The sequence below is a fragment of the Buttiauxella ferragutiae genome, assembly GCF_022637515.1.
GTDB lineage: Bacteria > Pseudomonadota > Gammaproteobacteria > Enterobacterales > Enterobacteriaceae > Buttiauxella > Buttiauxella ferragutiae.
Genome location: NZ_CP093332.1, coordinates 4,320,432 through 4,345,995, shown reverse-complemented (window position 1 = coordinate 4,345,995; position 25,564 = coordinate 4,320,432). Strand labels below are relative to the sequence as shown.

Annotated in this window: 23 protein-coding genes and 1 pseudogene; 15 read left to right on the top strand and 9 right to left on the bottom strand. The window is 48.6% G+C overall.

What is annotated here, in order from left to right; genetic code table 11:
- Positions 1-83 precede the first annotated feature (83 nt).
- Entirely contained in the window at positions 84-2,681 is a 2,598-nt protein-coding gene (gene acnB, locus MNO13_RS20040) for a bifunctional aconitate hydratase 2/2-methylisocitrate dehydratase (protein WP_232886616.1), read from the top strand.
- Between the two features lie 153 nt (positions 2,682-2,834).
- Positions 2,835-3,200 (top strand): protein YacL, encoded by a 366-nt coding sequence (gene yacL / locus MNO13_RS20035; RefSeq protein WP_133523128.1) that lies wholly within the window; start codon positions 2,835-2,837, stop codon positions 3,198-3,200.
- An 87-nt stretch (positions 3,201-3,287) separates the two neighbouring features.
- Here the strand turns inward: yacL and MNO13_RS20030 are convergent, their stop codons facing one another.
- Positions 3,288-3,635 carry a YacC family pilotin-like protein gene (locus MNO13_RS20030; protein WP_064539870.1) on the bottom strand — a complete coding sequence of 116 codons (348 nt, stop codon included), beginning with the start codon at positions 3,633-3,635 and terminating at the stop codon, positions 3,288-3,290.
- 145 nt (positions 3,636-3,780) lie between these two features.
- Here MNO13_RS20030 and cueO point away from each other — a divergent pair, with 145 nt between their 5' ends.
- The 8 genes from cueO (at position 3,781) to MNO13_RS19990 (ending at position 12,709) form a co-directional block, all read left to right on the top strand.
- Entirely contained in the window at positions 3,781-5,373 is a 1,593-nt protein-coding gene (cueO, locus tag MNO13_RS20025) for a multicopper oxidase CueO (protein WP_121814291.1), read from the top strand.
- A gap of 352 nt (positions 5,374-5,725) precedes the next feature.
- Positions 5,726-6,301: a fimbrial protein gene (locus tag MNO13_RS20020; protein ID WP_064539866.1), complete on the top strand. Its 576-nt coding sequence runs from the start codon at positions 5,726-5,728 to the stop codon at positions 6,299-6,301.
- Positions 6,302-6,379: 78 nt separating this feature from the next.
- Positions 6,380-7,117 (top strand): fimbrial chaperone, encoded by a 738-nt coding sequence (locus MNO13_RS20015; RefSeq protein WP_064539864.1) that lies wholly within the window; start codon positions 6,380-6,382, stop codon positions 7,115-7,117.
- Positions 7,118-7,162: 45 nt separating this feature from the next.
- Positions 7,163-9,769, top strand: a complete 2,607-nt coding sequence (locus MNO13_RS20010; RefSeq protein ID WP_166642092.1) for an outer membrane usher protein — start codon at positions 7,163-7,165, stop codon at positions 9,767-9,769.
- Positions 9,770-9,807: 38 nt separating this feature from the next.
- A complete protein-coding gene (locus MNO13_RS20005) occupies positions 9,808-10,377 on the top strand; it encodes a fimbrial protein (protein ID WP_064539860.1) in 570 nt (189 codons plus the stop codon).
- Positions 10,378-10,407: 30 nt separating this feature from the next.
- Positions 10,408-10,983 carry a fimbrial protein gene (locus tag MNO13_RS20000; RefSeq protein WP_133523126.1) on the top strand — a complete coding sequence of 192 codons (576 nt, stop codon included), beginning with the start codon at positions 10,408-10,410 and terminating at the stop codon, positions 10,981-10,983.
- A 105-nt stretch (positions 10,984-11,088) separates the two neighbouring features.
- The gene (locus MNO13_RS19995) at positions 11,089-11,601 is read left to right on the top strand and encodes a fimbrial-like protein (protein ID WP_237929867.1); all 513 of its coding nucleotides are present in this window, start codon (positions 11,089-11,091) and stop codon (positions 11,599-11,601) included.
- Entirely contained in the window at positions 11,594-12,709 is a 1,116-nt protein-coding gene (locus MNO13_RS19990) for a fimbrial protein (protein ID WP_241939169.1), read from the top strand. Before MNO13_RS19995 ends, MNO13_RS19990 begins: the two co-directional genes overlap by 8 nt.
- 39 nt (positions 12,710-12,748) lie before the next feature.
- Here MNO13_RS19990 and MNO13_RS19985 read toward each other — a convergent pair whose 3' ends face one another.
- Positions 12,749-15,160 (bottom strand): glucose/quinate/shikimate family membrane-bound PQQ-dependent dehydrogenase, encoded by a 2,412-nt coding sequence (locus tag MNO13_RS19985; protein WP_422387200.1) that lies wholly within the window; start codon positions 15,158-15,160, stop codon positions 12,749-12,751.
- A gap of 160 nt (positions 15,161-15,320) precedes the next feature.
- On the opposite strand from MNO13_RS19985, the gene hpt reads away from it, so the two are divergent.
- Entirely contained in the window at positions 15,321-15,857 is a 537-nt protein-coding gene (gene hpt / locus MNO13_RS19980) for a hypoxanthine phosphoribosyltransferase (RefSeq protein ID WP_034460899.1), read from the top strand.
- Between the two features lie 64 nt (positions 15,858-15,921).
- On the opposite strand, the gene can is transcribed toward hpt, so the two are convergent.
- Positions 15,922-16,602: a carbonate dehydratase gene (can, locus tag MNO13_RS19975; RefSeq protein WP_064539851.1), complete on the bottom strand. Its 681-nt coding sequence runs from the start codon at positions 16,600-16,602 to the stop codon at positions 15,922-15,924.
- A gap of 110 nt (positions 16,603-16,712) precedes the next feature.
- Between can and MNO13_RS19970 the strand changes: the two genes are divergently transcribed.
- The 4 genes from MNO13_RS19970 to MNO13_RS19955 all read left to right on the top strand — a co-directional run bounded on the left by MNO13_RS19970 (position 16,713) and on the right by MNO13_RS19955 (position 20,417).
- Positions 16,713-17,639 (top strand): ABC transporter ATP-binding protein, encoded by a 927-nt coding sequence (locus tag MNO13_RS19970; RefSeq protein WP_121814287.1) that lies wholly within the window; start codon positions 16,713-16,715, stop codon positions 17,637-17,639.
- Positions 17,636-18,406 (top strand): ABC transporter permease, encoded by a 771-nt coding sequence (locus MNO13_RS19965; RefSeq protein ID WP_064539845.1) that lies wholly within the window; start codon positions 17,636-17,638, stop codon positions 18,404-18,406. Before MNO13_RS19970 ends, MNO13_RS19965 begins: the two co-directional genes overlap by 4 nt.
- A gap of 244 nt (positions 18,407-18,650) precedes the next feature.
- Positions 18,651-19,082: a PTS sugar transporter subunit IIA gene (locus MNO13_RS19960; protein ID WP_064539843.1), complete on the top strand. Its 432-nt coding sequence runs from the start codon at positions 18,651-18,653 to the stop codon at positions 19,080-19,082.
- Between the two features lie 84 nt (positions 19,083-19,166).
- A complete protein-coding gene (locus MNO13_RS19955; protein WP_133523123.1) occupies positions 19,167-20,417 on the top strand; it encodes a polysaccharide deacetylase family protein in 1,251 nt (416 codons plus the stop codon).
- A gap of 105 nt (positions 20,418-20,522) precedes the next feature.
- Here the strand turns inward: MNO13_RS19955 and panD are convergent, their stop codons facing one another.
- The 6 genes and pseudogenes from panD to gluQRS form a co-directional block, all read right to left on the bottom strand.
- Positions 20,523-20,903: an aspartate 1-decarboxylase gene (panD, locus tag MNO13_RS19950; protein ID WP_232886625.1), complete on the bottom strand. Its 381-nt coding sequence runs from the start codon at positions 20,901-20,903 to the stop codon at positions 20,523-20,525.
- A 98-nt stretch (positions 20,904-21,001) separates the two neighbouring features.
- Complete coding sequence (panC, locus tag MNO13_RS19945; RefSeq protein ID WP_133523122.1) at positions 21,002-21,856, bottom strand: pantoate--beta-alanine ligase; 855 nt, start codon at positions 21,854-21,856, stop codon at positions 21,002-21,004.
- A 13-nt stretch (positions 21,857-21,869) separates the two neighbouring features.
- Positions 21,870-22,664, bottom strand: coding sequence for a 3-methyl-2-oxobutanoate hydroxymethyltransferase (gene panB / locus MNO13_RS19940; protein ID WP_241939168.1), 795 nt, complete (start codon positions 22,662-22,664; stop codon positions 21,870-21,872).
- Between the two features lie 47 nt (positions 22,665-22,711).
- Positions 22,712-23,191: a 2-amino-4-hydroxy-6-hydroxymethyldihydropteridine diphosphokinase gene (folK, locus tag MNO13_RS19935; protein ID WP_064539834.1), complete on the bottom strand. Its 480-nt coding sequence runs from the start codon at positions 23,189-23,191 to the stop codon at positions 22,712-22,714.
- On the bottom strand, positions 23,188-24,585 hold the full coding sequence (gene pcnB / locus MNO13_RS19930) for a polynucleotide adenylyltransferase PcnB (RefSeq protein ID WP_208111337.1): 1,398 nt from the start codon (positions 24,583-24,585) through the stop codon (positions 23,188-23,190). Before pcnB ends, folK begins: the two co-directional genes overlap by 4 nt.
- Positions 24,586-24,641: 56 nt before the next feature.
- Positions 24,642-25,537 (bottom strand): annotated as a pseudogene (gluQRS, locus tag MNO13_RS19925) (tRNA glutamyl-Q(34) synthetase GluQRS).
- Between the last annotated feature and the right edge of the window lie 27 nt (positions 25,538-25,564).

Genomic DNA, 25,564 nt, shown 5'->3' with positions numbered 1-25,564 from the left:
ATTTACCCTACAAACTGCTGTCTCACAGGAGCGTGAAGAGAATAGCCGGAACCGAAATGACAATGAGAGCGAGGAGAACCGTCGTGCTAGAAGAATACCGTAAGCACGTAGCCGAACGTGCTGCAGATGGGATTGTTCCAAAACCTTTAGAAGCATCCCAAATGGCCGCACTGGTCGAGCTGCTGAAAACCCCGCCAGCGGGTGAAGAAGAATTCCTTTTAGATCTTATTACTAATCGTGTTCCGCCAGGCGTTGATGAAGCCGCCTATGTTAAAGCTGGTTTTCTGGCTGCCCTGACTAAAGGCGAAGCCACTTCCCCGCTAATCTCTCCTGAAAAAGCTGTAGAACTGCTTGGCACCATGCAAGGTGGCTACAACATTCATCCGCTGATTGACGCGCTGGATAACGAAAAGCTGGCCGCGATTGCAGCCAAAGCGCTGTCCCACACGCTGCTGATGTTTGATAACTTCTACGATGTAGAAGAGAAAGCAAAAGCCGGTAACACCCACGCACAACAAGTACTGAAATCCTGGGCTGATGCCGAGTGGTTCTTGTCTCGTCCTAAACTGGCTGAGAAAATCACCGTTACCGTATTTAAAGTCACTGGTGAAACCAACACCGATGACCTGTCACCGGCACCTGATGCCTGGTCACGCCCGGATATCCCTCTGCACGCGTTAGCGATGCTGAAAAACGCCCGTGAAGGTATCGAGCCGGATCAACCTGGTAGCGTAGGGCCGATCAAACAGATCGAAGCGTTAAACAAAAAAGGTTTCCCGCTGGCCTATGTGGGCGACGTTGTGGGCACGGGTTCTTCGCGTAAATCTGCAACCAACTCCGTGCTGTGGTTTATGGGCGACGACATCCCGAACGTGCCAAACAAGCGCGGCGGTGGCGTGGTGCTGGGTGGCAAAATCGCGCCAATTTTCTTCAACACTATGGAAGATGCGGGCGCGCTGCCAATCGAAGTGGACGTCAACGACCTGAACATGGGCGATGTCATCGACATCTATCCGTATAAAGGTGAAGTGCGTAACCACGAAACCAACGAAGTTATCGCAAACTTCGAGCTGAAAACTGACGTGCTGCTGGATGAGGTTCGTGCCGGTGGCCGTATTCCGCTGATCATTGGTCGCGGCCTGACAACTAAAGCACGTGAAGCGCTGGATCTGCCACGCAGCGAAGTGTTCGTGCAGGCGAAAGATGTTGTAGCCAGCACCCGCGGCTTCTCTCTGGCGCAGAAAATGGTTGGCCGTGCTTGTGGCGTGGAAGGTATTCGCCCGAATCAGTACTGCGAACCAAAAATGACTTCTGTAGGTTCCCAGGACACCACCGGTCCAATGACCCGTGATGAACTCAAAGACCTCGCATGCCTGGGCTTCTCTGCTGATTTGGTGATGCAGTCTTTCTGCCACACTGCTGCTTATCCTAAGCCGGTGGATGTGAATACTCACCACACATTGCCGGACTTCATCATGAACCGTGGCGGCGTGTCGCTGCGTCCTGGCGATGGTGTTATCCACTCCTGGCTGAACCGTATGCTGTTGCCGGATACCGTCGGGACTGGCGGTGACTCCCACACTCGTTTCCCAATCGGGATTTCCTTCCCGGCAGGTTCTGGTCTGGTGGCGTTTGCTGCGGCAACCGGCGTGATGCCACTCGATATGCCTGAGTCGGTACTGGTGCGCTTCAAAGGCAAAATGCAGCCGGGTATCACTCTGCGCGACCTGGTTCACGCGATCCCGCTGTATGCGATTAAACAAGGTCTGCTGACCGTTGAGAAGAAAGGTAAGAAAAACATCTTCTCTGGTCGCATCCTGGAAATCGAAGGCCTGCCTACGCTTAAAGTTGAACAAGCGTTTGAGCTGACCGATGCTTCCGCTGAACGTTCTGCTGCCGGCTGTACCATCAAGCTTGATCGCGAGCCGATCGAAGAGTATCTGAGCTCAAACATCGTGCTGCTGAAGTGGATGATCGCCGAAGGTTACGGCGATCGTCGTACGCTTGAGCGCCGTATCCAGGGCATGGAAAAATGGCTGGCCGATCCTCAGTTGCTCGAAGCCGATGCCGATGCGGAATACGCAGAGATCATCGAAATCGATCTGAACGATATCAAAGAGCCAATTCTGTGTGCGCCAAACGATCCTGACGATGCGCGTCTGCTGTCTGATGTTCAGGGCGAGAAAATCGACGAAGTGTTTATCGGTTCTTGCATGACCAACATTGGCCACTTCCGTGCGGCAGGTAAACTGCTGGATAGCCACAAAGGCCAGTTGCCAACTCGCCTGTGGGTTGCGCCACCAACGCGTATGGATGCCGCTCAGTTAACTGAGGAAGGCTACTACAGCGTGTTTGGTAAGAGCGGTGCGCGTATTGAAATCCCTGGCTGTTCACTGTGCATGGGTAACCAGGCGCGTGTGGCGGACGGTTCAACCGTGGTTTCAACATCGACCCGTAACTTCCCGAACCGTTTGGGTACTGGTGCGAATGTATTCCTGGCTTCCGCAGAACTGGCCGCAGTGGCTTCACTGCTGGGCAAACTGCCAACGCCTGACGAGTACCAGACCTTCATGGCACAAGTCGATAAGACTGCTGTGGATACCTACCGTTACCTGAACTTCGACAAACTTTCTCAGTACACCGAGAAAGCAGACGGCGTGATTTTCCAGACTGCGGTATAACATTTACCCATTCTGCGACAGGGGAGGCTTAGGCCTCCCTTTTTATTTCCTTCACGCGCGCCCACCACGCTGTTTTTCGCCGGTTTTGCTGCGATAATTACCTTATACGCTAAGGGGTACTGCATTTCCCCAAGCTGGGTAGAGGAAAACACCATGGAATATGAATTTTTGCGTGATGTCACCGGGTTGGTGAAAGTGCGTATGTCGATGGGTCACGAAGTGGTGGGTCATTGGTTTAATGAAGAAGTAAAAGATAATCTCGCCCTGCTTGATGAAGTCGAAGAGGCAGCAAACTCAGTTAAAGGCAGTGAGCGTCAGTGGCAACGCACCGGGCACGAATACACGTTGTGGCTCGACGGTGAAGAGGTGATTATCCGGGCCAATCAGCTGGAAATTACTGGTGATGAAATGGAAGACGGGATGAACTACTACGACGAAGAAAGTTTGTCTTTTTGCGGTGTTGAGGACTTTATGCAGGTGGTTAACGCTTATCGGGAATTTATCTCTCACAAGCGCTAAACCTGTTTTTCAATACGGTGTCCCAAAAGTTTGCTGAACGACTTTTGGGAGCACTCGATTCAAAGTAGCCAGAATGAGAAGGGCGGGTTACTTCACGTAGGCGAGCAAGCTCAATGAATCCCGGGCAAGGGATTTGCATTTGTTTGCTGTCGGAATGGCGATACCGCTGAGATCGCGATAACTATCTTCCCCCAATGCTTTCATATTGAAGGTATCGTAATTACTCAAATCCCACTGGTTTTGCTGGGCAAAAAAGACCAATGCGCGACGAATTTGTCCATTAGGCAGGTTTTGGTAGCCACAATCATTTTTCAGGAACACAAATACCGCAGTAAGATCGGCCATATCTTCTGCTTCAGACTCGCTAAGTGCCTGACTGCTGGTGGAAAAAGCCAGCAATAACCCCAGCATTAATGCCCTAACACCCATCTTCATCACTTCTACCACTTTTTATTAGATACGAAACGTTAACACAGTTAATTGAGGCACGACGAGAATTATTCATCGCTTTAAATTTGACCTTACCCTTGGGGTAAGGTTTATGCTCAATCCCAAGCCTGCTAATAGAAAGGAATTGAATATGCATCGCCGTGATTTTCTGAAATATTCTGCAGCCATCAGTGCATTCAGTGCACTGCCGCTCTGGAGTAAAGCTGCGCTGGCGGCTGACAGACCCGTATTACCGATCCCGCAAATTCTCGCCCCTGATGCAAAGAATAGCATCCGTTTAACAGTGCAAGCGGGTAAAAGTACTTTCAACGGAAAAACCGCTACCACCTGGGGTTATAACGGTAACTTGTTGGGGCCAGCATTGCAGTTAAGTGAGGGCGAAGAAGTCACTGTTGAGATTAATAATAACCTCGCAGAAGAAACCACGCTGCACTGGCATGGATTAGAAGTGCCTGGCGATGTCGACGGTGGGCCGCAAGGAGTGATTGCCGCAGGTGGCAAGCGCACTGTGAAATTTACTCCGCAACAACGCGCTGCAACATGTTGGTTCCATCCTCATCAGCATGGCAAAACCGGCCATCAAGTGGCGATGGGGTTGGCGGGGCTGGTGTTAATCGACGATGCCGAAAGCCGTGCGTTGCGTTTACCGAAACAGTGGGGCATCGACGACGTGCCGCTGATCATTCAGGACAAGCGTTTCGCTGCTGACGGGCAAATCGACTATCAACTGGACGTGATGAGTGCGGCAGTAGGCTGGTTTGGCGATACATTATTGTGTAATGGCGCGATGTATCCGCAACACGCAAACCCGCGTGGCTGGTTGCGTTTACGCCTGTTGAACGGCTGTAACGCGCGTTCGCTCAATATTGCCGCTAGTGATAACCGTCCGCTTTACGTGATAGCTAGCGACGGCGGCTTATTAGCGGAGCCTGTGAAAGTCACTGAACTTTCTATGCTGATGGGCGAGCGTTTCGAAGTACTGATCGATACCCGCGACGGCAAAGCGTTTGATATTGTCACGCTGCCTGTTAAACAAATGGGCATGACGGTTGCCCCGTTCGATAAACCGCAGCCGATAGTGCACATCCAGCCTTTAATTATTGCGGCTTCTGGCGAAATGCCAGACAAGCTAGCAGATGTTCCGCCGTTGCCGAAAATTGAAGGTATTACCGAGCGTTGGCTACAGCTGATGATGGACCCGATGCTGGACATGATGGGTATGCAGGCGTTGATGGAAAAATATGGTCCGCAGGCAATGGCGGGCATGAGCATGTCCGGACACGGCGATATGGGTAATATGGGCAACATGAGCCATATGAAGGATGGAATGATGAACCATGGTGGCATGAAGCACGGAAAACAGGGTTCAGGATTCGACTTCCATAATGCCAACAAGATTAACGGCAAAGCATTTGATATGAACACCCCAGCGTTTGCCGCCGAGAAAGGCAAATTCGAGAAATGGACGATTTCTGGTGAAGGCGACATGATGCTGCATCCGTTCCACATTCATGGCACGCAGTTCCGCATCCTGAGTGAAAACGGTCAGCCCGTTGCTCCACATCGTCAGGGCTGGAAAGATACGGTTCGTGTCGAAGGCGGGCGTAGTGAAGTATTAGTACGTTTTGAACATGCCGCCTCTCAGGAACATGCCTATATGGCGCACTGCCATCTACTGGAACATGAAGATACTGGCATGATGTTAGGATTTACTGTTAAGTAAATTCTCATATTCTCTAAATAAACTCTGCCTCATAAAAGCTTGCATGAAAAAATGCAGGCTTTTTATTTTTCATTAAAAATAAAACATCATTACCCGACACATGCTATTCATCTTGTTGTGCTCTGGATGGTGTATTAACGATTACTTAATATATTATTTCAATAATGAGGTGTTGTGTATACCCTCCCTTGACTACATACTTCATCTTTCTACTGGCATTTGCAGATTTTCAATAAAATATCTAATGATCGCTTGTGTTAAATGTATTTAACGCATATTGCGATTATTAGTTCATGCCTATGTCACTGGAATTATTAATAGATAATTAATTTTAAATTAAAGGGATGTTTATATGAAATTTAAAGTTTCTGCGTTGCTATTGGCAATGGGGGTATTTTCTGCCCATGCAACAGATCTTGGTCTGATTACTCTCGATGGTGCAGTTACAGGTACCACTTGTAAAATTACGACCAACAACGGAATTGATGCTAGTAACGTAACTATTTCAATGCCGGTAGTCACTAAAGCGGCTGTAGAAGGCTCAACTCTTGTTGCGGGTGGTGTGGGTTCGAAGGAATTTGAACTGATGCTAAACGAATGTGAAGAGTCTTTGACTAAAGCAACAATTTCATTCTCTTCACAGCAATTTGCTGAGCTATCAAATGGTACTCTGAAGCCTGATTCCACTGTTTCTGGCGCTGCTCAAAACGTGAGTGTGGCGCTGTTTAATAACGCTTCAGGTAATGTCACTCAGGTTAAGATTGGTGACCCAACTGATGTTTCTCAGGTGGTCACCCTCGATGCTGGTAGAGGTGTATTTGCTTATCGTGCCGCTTATGTACCCAGTGCTGACTGGAACGTAGCCAGCAATCCCGTTGTGCCAGGTAAAGTCAATACCAACGTTACCTTCACGATGGCTTATGAATAAAATTTTATTCTAAAGTGTTATTTATTAAACCTGCCATTAAGGCAGGTTTATTATTCTTTATTTTACCGGTATATCATTATGAGCTTCATTAATTACAAGAGAGTATATTCTTTAGTCGTCTTCTTGAGCGCTTGGTTTGTGGCTTCTAACTGTTATGCCGATATTGTTATTTCGGGTACCCGGATTATCTATCAGCAATCTGCGAAAGATGTTTCGGTTAAACTCGATAATCGTGGGCAAAAGCCTTTGCTTGTCCAGTCATGGCTGGATGATGGGCGTGATTCTGTGAATCCGCAGGAGTTAAAGCTTCCTTTTTTAGTCACCCCACCAGTTTCACGTATTGATCCAAATAAAGGGCAGACAATCAGGATTACTTCTCTTGGGGCTGAGTTACCGAAGGATAAAGAAAGTCTCTTTTGGTTTAACGTACTGGAAGTACCGCCTAAAGCTAAAAATACAGATGGTGAGAATATTGTCCAACTTGCTTTCCGTACACGGATAAAAATGTTCTATCGTCCTGATGGTTTACAAGGTACTCCTGAAGAAGCGGCCACGAAATTACAATGGTCATTAAGAAAAGATGCGCAGGGAGTATATGCAGAAGTAAAAAATAGCTCTCAATATTATGTGTCATTCAGTGATGCTACATATTTAAATAACAATAAAAAATATAGCATTGATACCAGTGCTATAGCACCAGGTAGCAGTGCTTCCTTTAAGATAAAGGATCTTAGTAATACCGCCTCTGGTGGGAAAATAAAATATAGCGCAATAAATGACTATGGCGGAAGCATTGAGCGTGAAGTGAATATCTAACTTTTCAGGTGGACCTGGTTTATCATAATATGGATGTGTGCTATCGTGCGTGGCTTAACGAGATACTATAGTCCGTTATTTTTAATAGGTACTTTATTATCAGTACCTATTTATGCGGAAGAGAATCACGAACAAATATCTTCTTCAGAAGACGGTGTTGAGTTCAACGATCAATTTCTCTTTAACACAGACAGCAGTGGCAAGGTGGATGTCAGCCGTTTCTCTCACGGGAACCCGGTATTACCTGGCGTTTACAGTGTTGTCGTATATGTTAATAACGCTGCAAAATATAATGGGAAAATCACATTCAAAGCCAATGGTACTGATATTGCTTCACCCTGTATTACTCAGTTGCTATTGTCTCAGTTAGGAATAGACACCTCTACTATTAAGTTTGTTGCGGAAGAAGAGGATGCTTCCTCCGAGCAGGCGACCTGTTACGACTTAAGTGCAATTTATTCTGGTTCTCATGTCAGCTTTGCCAGCGAAGAGCAACGACTGGATATTTCGTTGCCACAAATATATGTTCTTAAGCGCCCAAAAGGGTATATCGATCCTTCTTTGTGGGATAGCGGCGTCAACGCGGCCATGCTCTCTTACGATCTGAATGCATATACCTCCAACAATGATGGCGACATGGCTCAAAGCGCTTATATGGGGCTTAATTATGGTGTGAACCTGGGGGCATGGCGTTTTCGATCTCGTGGTTCGGCTAATTGGTCGAAAGATAATGGCAGCGGATATGAAAGCCAGGATATTTATGTCCAGCGTGATATTCCGTCACTGAAATCTCAGTTTGTTATCGGTGATACCTTTACCAGCGGGGATACTTTCGATTCAGTGAGTTTGCGAGGGATCCGTTTATACAGCGATACCCGTATGCAACCTGGTGGGGAAGAAAGCTATGTACCAGTAGTACGCGGGGTGGCTAACAGCAATGCCAAGGTTACCGTGCGCCAGAGTGGCAATACCATTTACGAAACCACTGTACCGCCAGGCCCCTTCGCTATCGATGACCTGAATCCATCGGGTTCTGGTAGCGATCTTGATGTAACAGTTGAAGAGGCCGATGGTAGCAAACGTAGCTTTTCTATCCCCTTCTCTTCGGTTACTCAAATGTTGCGTCCGGGTACTGCGCGTTGGGATTTTGGCCTGGGTGAACTCAATGATGAGACTCCCGGTAACAAACCTAAAGTCGTTGTGGCTTCCGGATATTATGGGATCAATAATCTTTTAACCGGCTACACCGGTATTGAATTCACGGATACTGATTATTTCGCTGCTTTACTCGGTGTGGCGGTAAATACTTCTTTCGGCGCAATAGCATTAGATGTAACACAATCGCAGGCGGATATCGAAACTGTTGGAACACTGCAGGGGCAGAGCTATCGTCTTACATTTAGTAAACTGCTGGAAATGACCGATACCTCATTCAACGTTACCGCATATCGGTTCTCAACGACGGACTACCTTAGTTTAAGTGATGCAAGTAGTTTAAATAATGATATCGATAGTACTAATAATGCTGATGGAAATGAAAACAGCTGGAACAATTTTGATCGACAGAAAAACCAAGTCCAGGTGAGTATCAACCAACTGCTGCAAGCCGGAGATAATAACTACGGTTCCGTTTATTTAACCGGGAGTTGGGAAGATTACTGGAATAATAGTAAAACAACGTCACAGTATTCATTTGGTTATAGCAATTCATTTAGCTGGGTGAGCTATAATCTCTCGTTGCAGCGTGCTTATAACGTCAATGGTGAAGAAGATGACCGTGCGTATATAGGTTTAAGTATTCCGTTTGGTAATCTACCCGGACATGATATTCGCAAAGGAGGGTTCAATAACATGAATGCTTCCATCAGCAGTGATTTTAAAGGGAATTCTCAGGCTGATGTTTCTGCATCGGGTAATTCTGCAGACAACCGCTATAACTATAGTGTGAATGCATCTTCAACATTGTCGGAGTCTCAGGATTTAACTCAGATTGGTGGTTATGGCAGTTACAATAGTGCCTATGGGCCTATAAGCGTGTCTGCTTCTATCAATGATCACAGTGGACAACAAGCTTCATTTGGCAATAGCGGTGGTGTCGTTATTCATTCAGGTGGAATAACCTTTTCACCCGGAAACATAGGCACAACAAGTACGATCGCTTTGGTAAAAGCCAAAGGGGCGAAAGGCGCAAAAATGACCAACGGTGATGGAGAAATCGATGGGCAGGGTTACGCGGTGGTGCCTTATCTTTCGCCATATCGTGAAAATACCATTGGGCTGAATATTGATACTCTGGAAAATGATGTGGCAATTATGAACACCAGTACCACTGCTATTCCGCGTGATGGTGCTGTCGTGCGTGTTGATTTTGCCACTGAAGAGGGGCGCTCGGTACTTCTTGAACTCATTCGTAATGATAAAGGTTTTATTCCGTTGGGGGCTGATGTCTATGATGAAAATAATAATGTTGTAGGTAGCGTGGGCCAGGCGGGACGTGCGTTTGTCAGGGGTATTAATGACGCAGGACGATTAACGATTCGCTGGGGAAACAAGTCTGAAGAACAATGCACAGTAAATTATCAGATCCCTGCGAATGCGCAAACAATCGGTTTAACCACGGTATTAACTAACCAAAGTTGTCATGTGAATTAATAATAGGTAGTTATTTATTATAATCAAGGAGGAGTTCAATGAGGTTAAATTCATCGATAGCAAAATTACTATGTGTTTCATGTGGAATATTATCCAGTAACATTTATGCTACAGATCTGACTGTCAATTTTACTGCGAATATTCGGGAAACTACGTGTGATATGCGCATTACCGGTGGCACGGGAAATAATCAAAATAATACTATTGCCATTGGTAATTCAGGGAAAACATCTTTAGATAAGATATTATCCGGTGACGCCAGCGTTTCGGTTCCCTTTTCACTGGATATCGTGACATGCCCATCGAGCCTGGCAGTAATAAAAACCACTATAACTGGCACTCAATCTGGAATTGTCCCTACATTAATCATCAATGGTATTACAAGTACTGACAAGGCAGATTATCTTGGGGTTTCAGTAGCGAGAGCTTCAGGTGGCGAGGCATTCACTATTAACTCAACGGTAGATGCTAAGCGTTTGGTTTGGACTACCAGTGAAATAGCTGCTAAGAAAGTTAATTTGTTAGCAAAGCTTGTGCCTACGGATGCCACGAAGGTCACAACGGGTGCTTTTAATGCCACTGCAATATTTAACTTCACTTATGAATAATTTTTCTCGCTCAGATCAAGGAGTGCGATCATGAAGAATATAAATCTAAAAATCTATTTCTTATCTCTGTTTGCAAGTCTATTTTCCATATCATCCGCTTACGCTATTACGGGTACGGATAGTGTGACTGCAACATTTACCTCGACTGTAGAAGCGGGGACTTGCAATGCTCAAATAAAGGATAGTGCAGGAGCGGCTACGTCAACTATTTCTTTCGGCGATGTATTTAAATCTGATTTACAGACGAAGGCTCGTGTCGAGAATTTTAAGTTAGCGTTTAGCGGCTGTTCTGGGGTCAAGAGTGCCATGGTGAGTACGCAAATTAGCGGCGGGGGGTGCTCTGGCCTAAATGGCGATGGAACCTCATATCCAAATTATACGGGCACTGCGGCAGCAACTGCCGTTGAGATATGGCGCGGTCTGCCGGACAGCGGTACAGAATTTAGCTGTAAAGATCGTTCCATCCCTCAGGAACTTGCTATTTCTGGAAGTACGCTTGATGTTGCTATGAATGCCAGAATGGTGATTGGGAATGAGCGCTCAATTGACGAGGTTACTGCCGGTACCTTCCAAGTCCCGATTACTTTTGTTATCACTTACAAATAAGGTTTGGTTATGATATCCCACCGGTCTCGTGGAGCTATTTTTAGGTACCTGGCACTATTCATTTTAGCAAGTGGCACCTCTTTAGCGTGCGAGGCTGGTGTGGATATGAATATCAACGCCAACATAATTAATAATACCTGTAATGTGACGGTAGAAAATAATGGCAGTGTGCATTTGCCGACGGTGAGTCGGGATTATTTTTCACCACGCGGCAATCCTCCAGCGCCGTTGTCTCCTACAGATGCTGCAGGTGGGCAACCTTTTAAAATTACAGTTGATGACTGCGTTGACTGGGTTCAGGGTGAGGCAAACCGCCTTCATTTTCAGTTTAAACCCGTTTCGGAACAATTTCCTGCGCAGTCAAAACAAGTCTTTATTAATGAAGCTTCCCCTTCGTCAGGCGGTGCGGAGAACGTTGGTGTTGTCATTTTCTCTGCGCTGACAAATACCAATGTCTTGAAGAGCGATGGTAGTTCCGATGTTATTTATGACGTGCAGGATCAAACATCTTCAGAGTATTTAACAGATTATCTCTTTTATGCCCGTTACCAGAATACGGGAGTCGTTTCAGCTGGAAGAGTGGCTTCGAATATTATGGTGAGTGTAATTTATGATTAACCTGCAATGTCTGAAAATTCTACCCGTGGGTAGAATGTTACTGCTGATAATGTCTTCATTTTATATCTTATGCAGTACGCCAGCTATCGCTGCAACATTTTGTCAATTTGAATCGCCTTATTCAGTGACAATACCTTCGGCGGCTATTTCTGTATATCAGTTTGCAGGTGTCAATAATGCGCCCTATGTGAGACTGACGCCAAGTTGGATATCACTTACTGAGACTAGTGCTATTAAAACTGACTGTTATAATGGCAGGGGGTATCTGTATTTTAATCAAATATCAGGCAATGCGCAGAATGTTGTCATTAAAGATACCAATACCGGTGACTCAGGTGGTAGTAATAATTATTCAACTTTCTTTAGAACCACTATTCCAGGTATCGTCTATGAGGTGGCCATAATATGTCGCGCCCACAAAAGTAATGGATGCGATGGCGGTATAAGAAACAACCAGACTTTGCCACTTGGAGCAACTAATAACTGGGGGCATCTCGGCAGCGAATCGTACCCATGGGATAGAGATAGTCAAACCTATGGAATTTACATGAGGATTTATCAAACTCCTGACTACAAATGGGCTCCAGGCCAGACGGTTGCGCATCCAATAGCAGGAAGATTAACGACGTTACAAATGAGTGATTTTAATACGGACGTGCTTACTAATAGTGCAATTAGTATTAATCTTCTAAACAGTTTTCCTACCTGTAGCACTGCGGTTGTCGCGGGTACCAACGTTAGCGGAAATACACTAGCGCTTGGTGAATATGATATGGATGACTTGAATAGAAAGGACCCCGTACCTTTTTCACTTAAAATGACTCAGTGCGTGGGTACAAAAGTTAAGGTCAAACTTAATACTAATTCCAGGGAAGATAGCAGCCAGTTATTAAAAAATACCACGACGACTTCCAGTGGTAGCACCGGCGTAGCATTACGAATTAAGAACGGCAGTTCAACGGTCGTCCCGGATGGCTCTTCTACCTTTAGTGTATCAATGACTGGCTCAACGACTATAAATCTGACCGCACAATTAGAGAAAAATGGTAAATCTACCCGACCGGGTTCTTTTACCTCGCAGGCTGTTTTTACTATCTCCTATGAATAAAATTATCTCCCGGCAGGTTGCCTGCCGGGAGATAATGGTTTATTTAACGTCCGGCAAAGCGTAAGCGACGATGTAATCGCCCATCTTCGTCCCGAAGGATCCGTGGCCACCTGCAGAAATCACCACGTACTGCTTGCCATTCACTTCATAGGTCATCGGCGTTGCCTGGCCACCGGCTGGCAGACGCGCTTCCCACAGTTTTTCACCGTTGCTCATGTTATAAGCACGCAGGTAGTTATCTGCGGTTGCGCCAATGAACAACACATTCCCGGCGGTAGAAATTGGGCCGCCCAGCATTGGCATCCCCATTTTAAACGGCAGCGGAAGCGGCGAACTGTCACGCACTGTCCCGATACGTTTTTTCCACACCACTTCGTTGGTTTTCAAATCTACCGCAGAGATGTAACCCCAGGCCGGTTGCTTACACGGCAAGCCGAACGGAGAAAGGAACGGGTTCAGCGTCACGCCAAATGGTACGCCGTACTGCGGCTGAATGCCGGATTCAGAACCACTGCCTTTAGCATCTTTTGGCGGCTCCATCGGGTTACCTGGCCCGCGTGGCATCAGTTTAGAAACAAACGGCAGTGCCATTGGGTTGGCAATCGCCACCTGACGGTTAGGGTCGACTGAAATCCCACCCCATTCGAACATCCCCAGGTTCCCCGGGAACACCAGCGTGCCTTGCTCAGAAGGCGGCGTGAAGATGCCTTCATAACGTAGGTTGTGGAAGATAATGCGGCAGACCATTTGATCGTAAAGGGTCGCACCCCACATATCGGCACCGCTCAGGTCTTTCTTCGGACGGAAACTCAAATCCGAGAATGGCTGAGTTGGCGTCACGTAGTCACCTTTCGCCGCACCTTGTGGAACTGGTTTTTCCGGAGCCGGAACAACCAGTTTACCGTCACGACGGTCGAGCACAAAGATGTTGCCGGTTTTCGCAGGCGCGTAGATAACCGGAACGGTTTCGCCTTTAACGGTAATATCGGCAAGCGTTGGCTGCGACGGCATGTCCATATCCCACAGGTCGTGGTGCACCGTTTGATAAGACCACACCAGTTTGCCGGTGGTCGCGTTCAGCGCCACGATGCTGCTGGCAAAACGCTCTTGTTCCGGTGTGCGGTTGCCACCCCAAATATCTGGCGTGGTGACACCCATCGGCAGATACACTAAATCCAGCTTCGCGTCATAGGCCGCAGGTGCCCAGGAGTTCGGCGAGTTAAGGCTGAAATGGTGCTCGTCGCCTGGAATTGTATTCGGGTCTTTGGCTCCCGGATCGAATGCCCACAGCAGTTTGCCGCTGTTGACATCAAAACCACGGATCACGCCAGACGGCTCGCGAGTGGAGTAGTTATCGGTCACTGCACCGGCAATCACGATCACTTTATCGGTGATAATCGGTGGTGATGTCGGTTCATACATCCCTGGAGTGGTCACCGGCATGTTGGTTTGCAGGTTCAGAATGCCTTTGTTAGCAAAGCTTTCGCAAAGCTGGCCGTTATCGGCATTAATCGCAAACAGACGGCCATCATTCACTGGAAGAATGATTCGACGAGGGCAGTCAGAAACCACATCCGCACTCGCGTTATCAGCCGTTGCTTCGTGGTAAGAAACACCACGGCAGGTCACATGCTGGAACGAAGGATTGGTATCCAGACGCGGATCGAATTTCCACTTCTGCTTACCGGTTGCCGCATCCAGCGCGAACAGTTGCTGGTGAGCGGTACACAGGTACAGCGTATCGCGGACTTTAATCGGGGTGACTTCGTTAGTGATTTCACCAGGATCGGTTGGGCGCTTCACATCGCCAGTCTGGAAAGTCCACGCTTCTTTAAGTTGACCGACATTTTTATCGTTGATCTGTTTTAGAGGAGAGTAGCGCTGTCCTTCCTGATTGCGGCCATATGCAGGCCAGTCGGCATCAGGAATTGCGGAACTTGCTGCCACAGGAGCCTGCGCATCCGCACTGAGCGTACCGTTGATTTCTTGGGGATCGTTAAACACGGCCCAGGCCAATACCACCACGGTAATCGCCAGCACAGCGCCAAGTGCTGCTGCGGCACCCGAAGAAGGCAGAGTCAGATGACGATAAACGAACGGCAGCAGCAGCCATACGCCGAAGAAGAACAGTACGTCTAAACGTGGTGTTAATGCCCAGAAGTCGAAACCTACTTCCCAGACACCCCACGCCACGGTGCAAAGCAGTAATGCGGCGTAAATCCCCAGCGCCAGCGCTTTACGTTGCCAAAGTAACACTGCGGTGATTAACATCACCACCCCGGCAATCGGGTAATACCATGACCCACCAATTGCCACTAACCATATCCCGCCAATGAGTAAATACAGCCCAGTTAATACCGCAAACAGGACTGTTAAGGTTGCGATGACTCGCGAACCGGAGTTATTTGTTTTCACAATTATCACGCTCTTAAAAATTTGATAGCAATTCATTATAGTTATTAACAAACGTGATATTCATCACATAAATGGCTTTTTTACTGATAGCGCATGCGAATGTGTTTTGCTGGTATACTGCTGGCCTGAATATTTTGTGTTGGTTGAAATTTAATCGACATCGAATGATTTATTTTTAAATCATATGGTTATAACTATGAAACATACTGTTGAAGTGATGATCCCCGAAGCGGAGATCAAAGCCCGTATCGCTGAATTGGGTCGTGAGATCACTGAACATTATCGTGATAGCGGTAGTGATATGGTGCTGGTTGGCTTGCTGCGTGGCTCATTTATGTTTATGGCTGACTTGTGCCGTGAAGTTCAAGTGCCCCACGAAGTCGATTTTATGACCGCATCCAGTTATGGCAGCGGCATGTCCACCACCCGCGATGTGAAAATCCTCAAAGACCTCGATGAAGATATTCGCGGCAAAGACGTGCTGATCGTCGAAGATATTATCGATTCTGGTAATACGCTGAGCAAAGTGCGCGAAATTCTGAGCCTGCGTGAGCCAAAATCACTGGCCATTTGTACGCTGCTGGATAAACCAGAGCGCCGCGAAGTGGACGTGAACGTGGAGTGGGTTGGTTTCGCCATTCCTGACGAGTTCGTGGTGGGTTATGGCATTGACTACGCTCAGCGTTATCGCCATCTGCCATACGTCGGTAAAGTGGTTTTGTTAGACGAATAAGTTGAGCAAACGCCCAATCACCGATAAATAAAAAGGGCCTTTAAGGCCCTTTTTGCTATCTGAGTTACTGCGAAGGTGTTCTATTCTTGTGGCTGCGATGGGAGTTTTGCAGATTCGAAATCCCGCTGCGGTAACCTTTTTCCAGCGATTCACGGCTAGTGGCGGTGACTTCTAAATCGCGCAGGCGACCATCATGAATCCCGTAAGCCCAGCCATGTACTGTGACTTTCTGCCCGCGTTTCCATGCTGATTGCATAATGGTGGAATGGCCGAGGTTATAAACCTGTTCCATGACATTCAGCTCGCAAAGCGTATCCAGACGTTGCTCTGGTGGGAGTTCTCCCAACAGCGAACTATGCTTGAACCAGATATCGCGGATGTGCAGCAGCCAGTTGTTGATAAGCCCTAAATCTGGGTTCTCAACCGCTGCTTGTACGCCGCCGCATCCGTAGTGGCCGCAAATAATAATGTGTTCAACTTCAAGAACATCAACGGCGTACTGCACTACAGAAAGGCAATTTAGATCCGTATGAATGACCAGGTTTGCCACGTTACGGTGAACAAATAATTCGCCAGGCTCAAGGCCGGTCAGACGCTCAGCGGGTACGCGACTATCAGAACAGCCGATCCACAAGAAGCGCGGTTTTTGGGCCTGAGACAAACGTTCAAAAAAGCCCGGGTCTTCGTCCTCCATCAGTTTTGACCAGACCTGGTTATTGCTGATGAGGGTATCAATGTCTTTCATGGAGGTTAACAACCTGTAACGGAAGAAGTGCGTTGAGGTAATATAGGGCAACTGAAATAATTTTTAAACGGCATAATTTTTTTTGTACCGGACAAGGTAACCGTATATCCATGACTATTGCATTAGAGCTGGAACAGTTAACGAAAACCTATCCCGGCGGTGTTCAGGCGCTGCGCGGCATAGATCTTCGTGTTGAAGCAGGGGATTTTTACGCTCTGCTGGGGCCGAACGGCGCAGGAAAATCCACCACCATCGGGATTATTAGCTCGCTGGTAAATAAAACCTCTGGCCGGGTGCGTGTGTTTGGATACGACCTGGAAAAAGACGTGGTTAACGCTAAACGTCAGCTCGGGTTGGTGCCGCAGGAATTTAACTTCAACCCGTTTGAAACCGTGCAGCAAATTGTCGTTCATCAGGCGGGCTATTATGGTGTTGAACGAGCTGATGCCATCGCACGTAGCGAAAAGTACCTGAAACAGCTCGATCTGTGGGAAAAACGCAACGAACGTGCGCGTATGTTATCTGGTGGCATGAAGCGCCGTTTAATGATTGCCCGTGCCTTAATGCACGAACCAAAATTGCTGATCCTTGATGAACCCACCGCGGGCGTCGACATCGAGCTGCGCCGTTCTATGTGGGGTTTCCTGAAGGATTTAAACGACAAAGGCACTACTATCATTTTGACCACTCACTATCTTGAAGAAGCAGAAATGCTCTGCCGCAACATCGGTATTATTCAAAATGGCGAGTTGGTTGAAAATACCTCCATGAAATCACTGCTTTCAAAGCTGAAGTCAGAAACGTTTATCCTCGATCTTGCGCCTAAAAGCCCACTTCCGCAGCTGGATGGTTACCAATATCGCCTGGTTGATACTTCCACCCTGGAAGTAGAAGTGCTGCGCGAACAGGGAATCAACAGCGTGTTTAGCCAGTTAAGTTCTCAAGGGGTTCAGGTACTAAGTATGCGTAACAAAGCTAACCGTCTTGAAGAGCTGTTTGTCACGCTGGTTAACGGTCATAAAGGAGACCAGGCATGATGCATCTCTATTGGGTGGCGTTAAAAAGTATCTGGACCAAAGAAGTCCACCGTTTCACGCGTATCTGGATACAAACTCTCGTCCCACCGGTCATCACTATGACCTTGTATTTCATCATTTTTGGTAATTTGATTGGCTCGCAAATCGGCTCAATGCATGGTTTTACCTACATGCAGTTCATCGTGCCGGGTTTGATCATGATGGCGGTGATCACCAACTCTTATGCCAACGTTGCTTCCTCTTTCTTTAGCGCTAAATTCCAGCGCAACATTGAAGAACTACTGGTGGCGCCGGTGCCGACGCATATTATTATCGCCGGTTATGTTGGTGGTGGTGTGGCGCGTGGCTTGTGTGTTGGTATTCTGGTTACCGCTGTGTCGCTGTTCTTTGTGCCGTTCCAGGTGCATTCATGGCTGTTTGTTGCGTTAACTCTGCTGTTGACGGCGATTCTGTTCTCGCTGGCCGGTTTGTTGAACGCGGTGTTTGCTAAAACATTTGACGATATCAGTCTGATCCCAACCTTCGTGCTGACCCCGCTGACCTATTTAGGTGGCGTGTTTTACTCTCTTTCATTGCTGCCTCCATTCTGGAAAGCGCTGTCTCACCTTAACCCGGTGGTGTATATGATCAGCGGCTTCCGTTATGGTTTCCTCGGCATTAACGATGTCCCGTTGCTGTTTACCGTAGCCGTGCTGGTGGGCTTTATTCTGGCCTTCTACATTCTGTGCTGGTATCTGATTCAGCGTGGCCGTGGTCTACGTAGCTAAGAGACTGATGACAAAGCTCTTTCGTAGGTCGGATAAGCGATAGCGTCATCCGACACCACTGGCGTAAATGGTGGATGGCGCTATCGCTTATCCACCCTACAAAACCTGTTCTGTGACCTTTGTCAGCAATCTTACCTCCCCGCAAGGGGAGGTAAACATCCTTCTTTCTTACCCAGTTTTGATTAGCATCAGGGTGCTTATTTTTCGCTCTGGCACACTGTCGCTCCGCAAAAAGGAGAAGGCCATGTTGGGTTGGGTTATTGCCGGTCATGACTATTATGCTCAGGATATGCTCGATGCGATTGAGCGACGTTTTGGCCCACAGCCGCAATGCTGTGCGGTAAATTACTGGCAAGGGCTTAGCACCAATATGCTCAGCCGTATGATGTGTGATGCGTTGTACAATTGTGATTCTGGTGATGGCGTGATCTTTCTGACGGATATTACTGGCGCGGCTCCTTACCGTACTGCGGCACTGATTAGCCACCAGCATCCCCATTGTGAAGTGATTTCAGGCGTCACACTGCCGCTGCTGTTTGCGATGCGTGCGCACCGTGAAACACAAACTGGCGAAGCATTCCGTGAACTTATTGTTGAGCATGGCGGGGGCGACGTCACCAGCCTTTGGCATCAGCAGCAGAAAAACCCACCGTTTGTGTTACTCCACCAATATTGAGCGGAAAGGTTGGTATTGAGTGGACTTTTGTTAGAATAACCGCTTCTTCTCGCCATTGAGACACCCAGTGTTATCAAACTTGTTATGCTAACTCGCCTTTTCTTTACCGTGCTGATGCTGATTGGTGGCAGTAGCGCCAATGCCAGCCTGCTCAGTAGCCATCACACTCCCGCGCAATATATGCAAACCACAGAAGATGCTGATATTTGGGCACAGGTGGGGGATAAAGTCATTTCTGTCGGTAACATTCAGGAAGGGCAAATCCTGGCCGTAGTGCCTACTGCGGCAGATTATTACGAGTTCAATTTTGGTTTTGGCACCGGGTTTATTGATAAAACACACCTTGAATCGGTAGCAGGAAAACAACGTGTTGAAGACCGTCTGGGTGATTTGCACAAACCGTTGAGCAACCAGAATCTGGTCACCTTCCGCGATATCACGGTATATAACGCACCGAGCAGCGGTAGTGCTCAGTTCGGTACGCTGGCAGACAATTTGCGTTACCCGATTATTGCCAGCTTAAAAGACCACCTCAATCAAACTTGGTATCAAATCCGCATTGGTAACCGCCTCGGGTATGTCAGCAGCCTTGATGCGCAGCCCGATAACGGCATTCCGGTGCTGACTTATCACCATATTTTGCGTGATGAAGAGAACACTCGCTTCCGTCATACCTCAACCACGACTTCGGTGGTGGCCTTCAACAACCAGATGACCTGGCTGCGCGATATGGGCTATACCACGCTGACGATGTATCAACTTGAAGGTTATGTGCGTAACCGGATGAATATGCCAGCACGTGCGGTGGTGATTACCTTTGATGACGGACTGAAATCGGTTTATCGCTATGCATACCCAATTCTCAAACAGTACGGTTTTAAGGCAACCTCATTTATCATTTCGTCACGTATTAAAGCGCACCCGCAACTCTGGAACCCGAAGGCACTGCAATTTATGAGTATTTCGGAATTGCAGGCCAGCCAGGATGTGTTTGATGTTCAGTCGCATACCCATTTCCTGCATCGCGTTGACGCTAATCGCCAGCCGACACTGTTACGTCGTAGCTATCGTAATATCCTGCTTGATTTTGAACACTCAAGACGCGCCCTTGCGCAGTTTAATCCGCATGTTTTGTACCTCTCGTATCCGTTTGGTGGATATAACGATAAGGCTGTGAAAGCGGCGAACGATGCGGGATTCCATATGGCGGTGACAACGGTGCGTGGGAAGGTGAAGCCGGGGGATAATCCGTTTTTGCTAAAACGGCTATATATTTTGCGGACGGATTCGCTGGAAACGATGTCGCGGTTGATTAGTAACCAGCCGCAGTCTTGAAAGGAATAATGGTTTTGTAGGGTGGATAAGCGAAAGCGTCATCCACCAAATGCGTCAATTATGTCGGGTGACGCTTCGCTTACCCGACCTACAAATCCTTAATGATTACGCTACCTGCACCGGCACAGCTTTCGCGAGGCGCTTCATTTCGTTGTCGCCATCGAAATAAGCTACCTTCGGTTGCCAGCTACGAGCTTGCTCATCTGGCATCGTCACATAAGTGGCGATAATCAGAATGTCGTCAACATCAGCACAGTGCGCGGCGGCACCATTAACGGAAATGATTTTGGAACCCCGTTCGCCAGCAATTGCGTAAGTTGAAAAACGCTTACCGTTGGTGACGTTATAAATATCAATGGCTTCATATTCCAGAATGCCAGCCGCCTCAAGGAAGTCCTGATCGATGGCGCAGGAACCTTCATAGTGCAAATCCGCCTGCGTCACTTTGACACGGTGAAGTTTGCCTTGCAGCATGGTGCGTATCATAGCTTAAACCTTCGTCACTATTGGGTTGCTTAAGCGGCAAACTCAGAGCTTGCCGCCGGAATTGAGTTGGGCAGTATTGCCCGATTTTGCCAGGCTGTCTACTGTGTGAGCTCGACCTGAACATTATCGATTAAACGCGCCTGGCCAAGCCATGCAGCCATTAACACGACAGCACGTTTGCTCTCAGCATCCAGCTCCAGCAAGCTATCCGCATCGCGGATTTGCAGGTCGTCTGAACGGAAACCTTTTTCATTCAGCTCGGTCGCGGCAATCGCTAACATTTCTTCAGTATCACGCTCGCCAGCACGCAGCTTATCGGCCAGAGACTGCATCACTTTATGCAGACCCGGTGCGATTTTGCGTTGTTCTGCACTCAGATAACCATTGCGTGAACTCAGCGCCAGGCCATCTTTCGCACGCACCGTTGGCACGCCAACTATCTCGATGTCGTAACCCATGTCCGCCACCATCTTGCGAATTAACGCCAGCTGCTGGAAGTCTTTCTCACCAAAGCAGGCGATGTCAGGTTGCACCATGTTAAACAGCTTGCTGACGATGGTAGAAACACCACGGAAATGCCCTGGACGGCTGGCACCTTCAAGCATGCTTGACAGCCCAGGCACTTCGACGAAGGTCTGGGAATCCAGGCCTTTCGGGAAAATATCGCCAGGTGCCGGCGCAAATACCAAATCCACTTTGCGGCGGTTTAGCTTCTCGCAATCTTCCTGCAACGTACGTGGATAGCGCGTTAAGTCATCCGGGCGGTCAAACTGCATCGGATTCACAAAAATGGTGGTGATAACGACATCGGCGCGGCTTTTCGCATCGTCGACCAGCTTCATATGCCCGTCATGCAGGTTGCCCATGGTCGGAACCAATGCGATGCGTTTACCTTCCTGGCGCCAACGGCGAATCTGCTGACGTAACAGCGGTATCGTTTCGATAATCAACACAACCCTTCTCCTGTCAGTGGAAACTATGTTCTTCACCTGGATAGGTGCCGGACTCAACTTCGTTGATGTACAGACGCACCGCAGCACGCATGTCGCCGGTTCCGGTGAGGAAGTTTTTAGCGAATTTTGGAATGTGACCGCCGGTAATACCGAAGGCATCGTGCATCACCAGAATTTGCCCGTCAGTGACATTGCCCGCGCCAATACCAATAACCGGGATCGTCAGCGCGTCGGTAATGCGTTTTGCCAGCACAACCGGTACGCATTCCAGTACTAACAATTGAGCGCCTGCGGCTTCGAGCGCCAAGGCATCGTCAAACAACGTTTGTGCGGCAGCTTCATCACGGCCCTGGATTTTATAACCACCAAAGATGTTCACGGATTGCGGCGTCAGGCCCAAATGCCCGCAGACCGGCACGGCACGTTCGGTCAGCATTTTGACGGTTTCGACCAGCCAGCGACCGCCTTCGATTTTGACCATGTTGGCACCAGCGCGCATCACTTCAGCGGAGTTAGCAAAAGCTTGTTCCGGGGTGGCATAAGCCATAAACGGCAGGTCTGCCAGCAACAGGCAATTCGGCGCGCCACGGCGTACTGCACGAGTGTGGTAGGCAATATCTTCTACGGTGACTGGCAGCGTGGAGTCGTGGCCTTGAACGGTCATCCCTAATGAATCGCCAACCAGCATCACGCCAATGCCTTCTTCGGCAAACAGTTTGGCAAAGCTGAAATCGTAAGCGGTGATGGTGGCGAACTTGCGTTGAGCCTGTTTCCATTGGCGCAACTGAGACATAGTGATTGGTTTCATGGCAGTCCCGGTGAGGAATGATATTGATTAAATGAACGCGTCCGTGGTTACCAAAAAGTAATCCCATCCTGGGAGAGGTTTTCTAAAACTTTCGCGACTGGCAGGCCTTCGGGGAACGCACAGTCAGGCGCAATTTCCAGCAATGGAACCAACATAAAAGCGCGGTTTTTCATATCGTAATGCGGCACTGTCAGCGTTGATGTGGCAATAGTCAGATTACCGAACAGCATCATGTCGAGATCAAGCGTGCGTGGCCCCCAGCGTTCAGCTTTGCGCACTCGTCCGTGTTCCAGCTCTATACGTTGAGTATGGGCCAGTAATGTTTCGGGAGACAGTTCAGTTTCCAGTGCGACAGCAGCATTCAGGTAATCGGGTTGGTCTTGCGGGCCGAGCGGCGGGGTGCGATAGAAAGAGGAGATGGCAACCACCCGGCTTTGCGGGATGGCTGCAATGGCGTCGAGCGCATGAGTCACTTGCTCAAGCGGCGACGCCTGGTTGCTGCCTAGCGCGATATACGCAAGCGTCATGCACTTCCACCGCTGCGTGGTGCACGCTTGCGCGGGCGACGATGACGGCGGCGTACCGCAGGTTCATCACCTAACACATCAAGCATATCTTTTTGCGCCGGTGGAGCAGCCACCTGGAATTCACCCCACCATTTGGTCAGGCGTTGTAATTCCTGGTTGTTTTCCACTTCAGCACGCAGTGCCAACAAATCATACGCCGCGCGGAACTTAGGATGCTCCATCAGCTTCCATGCGCGTTTGCCCTGGCGGCGTGACAGACGAAGCTGCAAGCCCCAGATATCACGAACCAGCGTGGTAATGCGTTTTGGAATCGCCAGCGCACGGCAGGCTTCATCAAGCACTTCGTTCATTGCTAATGCGAAGGCGTCCATATAGGCAAGGCCGCTTTCCTGAGTCAGCTTTTGAGCCATCTCCAGTTGCGGATACCAGAAAATGGCGGAGAACAAGAAGGCCGGATTAACGCGCATATCGTTATGAATGCGGTTATCGGTATTCTTCAGCACCTGAGTGATCATGCGCTCCATCGGGCTGTCACCTTGTTCGGTGAAGTAGCGAGTGATGGTCGGGAATAACGGCTGGAACAGCTGATATTCACGCAGCAATTCGTAAGTGTCATATCCATGGCCGGCTTGCAGAAGTTTCAGCGATTCTTCAAACAAACGGGCTGGAGGGACATCATTAATCAAGGTGGCTAAACGCGGAATAGGCTCGCCAGTTTCCGGGCTAATCGTCATATTCAGTTTGGCAGCAAAGCGCACCGCACGCAGCATGCGCACCGGGTCTTCGCGATAGCGCGTTTCAGGATCGCCGATTAAACGGATAACGCCATTGCGTAAATCACGCAGGCCACCAACATAATCGCGAACTGAGAAATCAGCCACGCTGTAATAGAGGCTGTTGATGGTGAAATCACGGCGCTGAGCATCTTCTTCGATTGAACCAAAGATGTTATCGCGCAACAGCATGCCGTTCTGGCCAGTCTGGGAAGTCTGTTTATCAGACTTTTGCTCTTCGTGGTGACCACGGAAAGTGGCAACTTCGATGATTTCCGGCCCAAACATCACATGAGCCAAGCGGAAGCGACGGCCAACCAGGCGGCAATTGCGGAACAGTTTACGCACTTGATCCGGTGTGGCGCTGGTAGTGACATCAAAGTCTTTCGGCTGTTTGCCGAGCAACAGGTCACGGACACCGCCACCCACGAGGTAAGCCTCGTAGCCTGCTTTGTTCAGACGATAGAGTACCTTGAGGGCATTTTCACTGATATCTTTGCGGGACAGAGCGTGCTGGTCACGCGGAATCACCGTGATTTGCGGGAGATCTTCATTCTCCTCGACCACGACGTCATCGCGGTTAAGCACCTTGCGGCAAAAATTAGCGACTCGGGTAAAAATAGTACACCTCGGCAGTGTCAATCATAGGGACAAAAAAAACAGCGGCTAATCATAGCTCAGTGTGCGGCATTTGAGAATGATGTATTCACGAAGAGCCTGGCACAACAGCCGGCAGCGACCAATTTTGCACCGCCAGACGGAGTAATTCGCTCAGCTTCAAATCTTGCCAGCCAGCAATTATTGGTTGGTTCAAAAACGTCAGCGCGGCATGAATAACCGGACGCGGATCGCCCTGAGCCAGGGCTGGCGCGTGATTTTGCTTCGATAACTTGGCGCCATTTTCGTTGAGTACCAGCGGTAAATGAACGTAATCAGGTACTGTCCAGCCAAACTGTTGATACAGAGAAATTTGTCGCACCGTAGGCTCAATTAAATCTGCACCGCGGACAATTTCGCTTACGCCCTGATAATTATCGTCCACTACTACAGCAAGATTATAGGCAAATAACCCATCGCGGCGGTGAATGATAAAATCTTCGCGCGCCAGATTTTCATCGGCAATTAGCTTCCCGCGTAGCTTATCTTCAAAGCTTAATACCGGATGATGCTGTACAAATCGTAGTGCCGCATTTTCTGGCCCATGATTCAGGGTGCGGCAATGGCCATCGTAGTAACCGCCAATTTGCTGAATACGGCTGCGGGTGCAAGTGCAGTAATAACTCAAACCTTGTTGTTGCAAGAAAGAGAGTGCTTCACGATAGGCTTCGTGCCGTTGGGATTGCCACAAAACCTCACCATCCCAGTGCAAACCGTAATGTTCTAATTGTTGCAATATCGTTGTGGCAGCGCCAGGAACTTCACGAGGCGGGTCGATATCTTCAATACGCACCAGCCAAAGGCCGCGTTGCGCGCGTGCTTGTAGGTAGCTGCCTAGTGCGGCAATCAGCGAACCAAAGTGGAGTTCACCTGAAGGCGAAGGGGCAAAGCGGCCAATGTAGCGAGATGTGGTCATCAGTTTTGTGACAGGTCAGAAATGAAT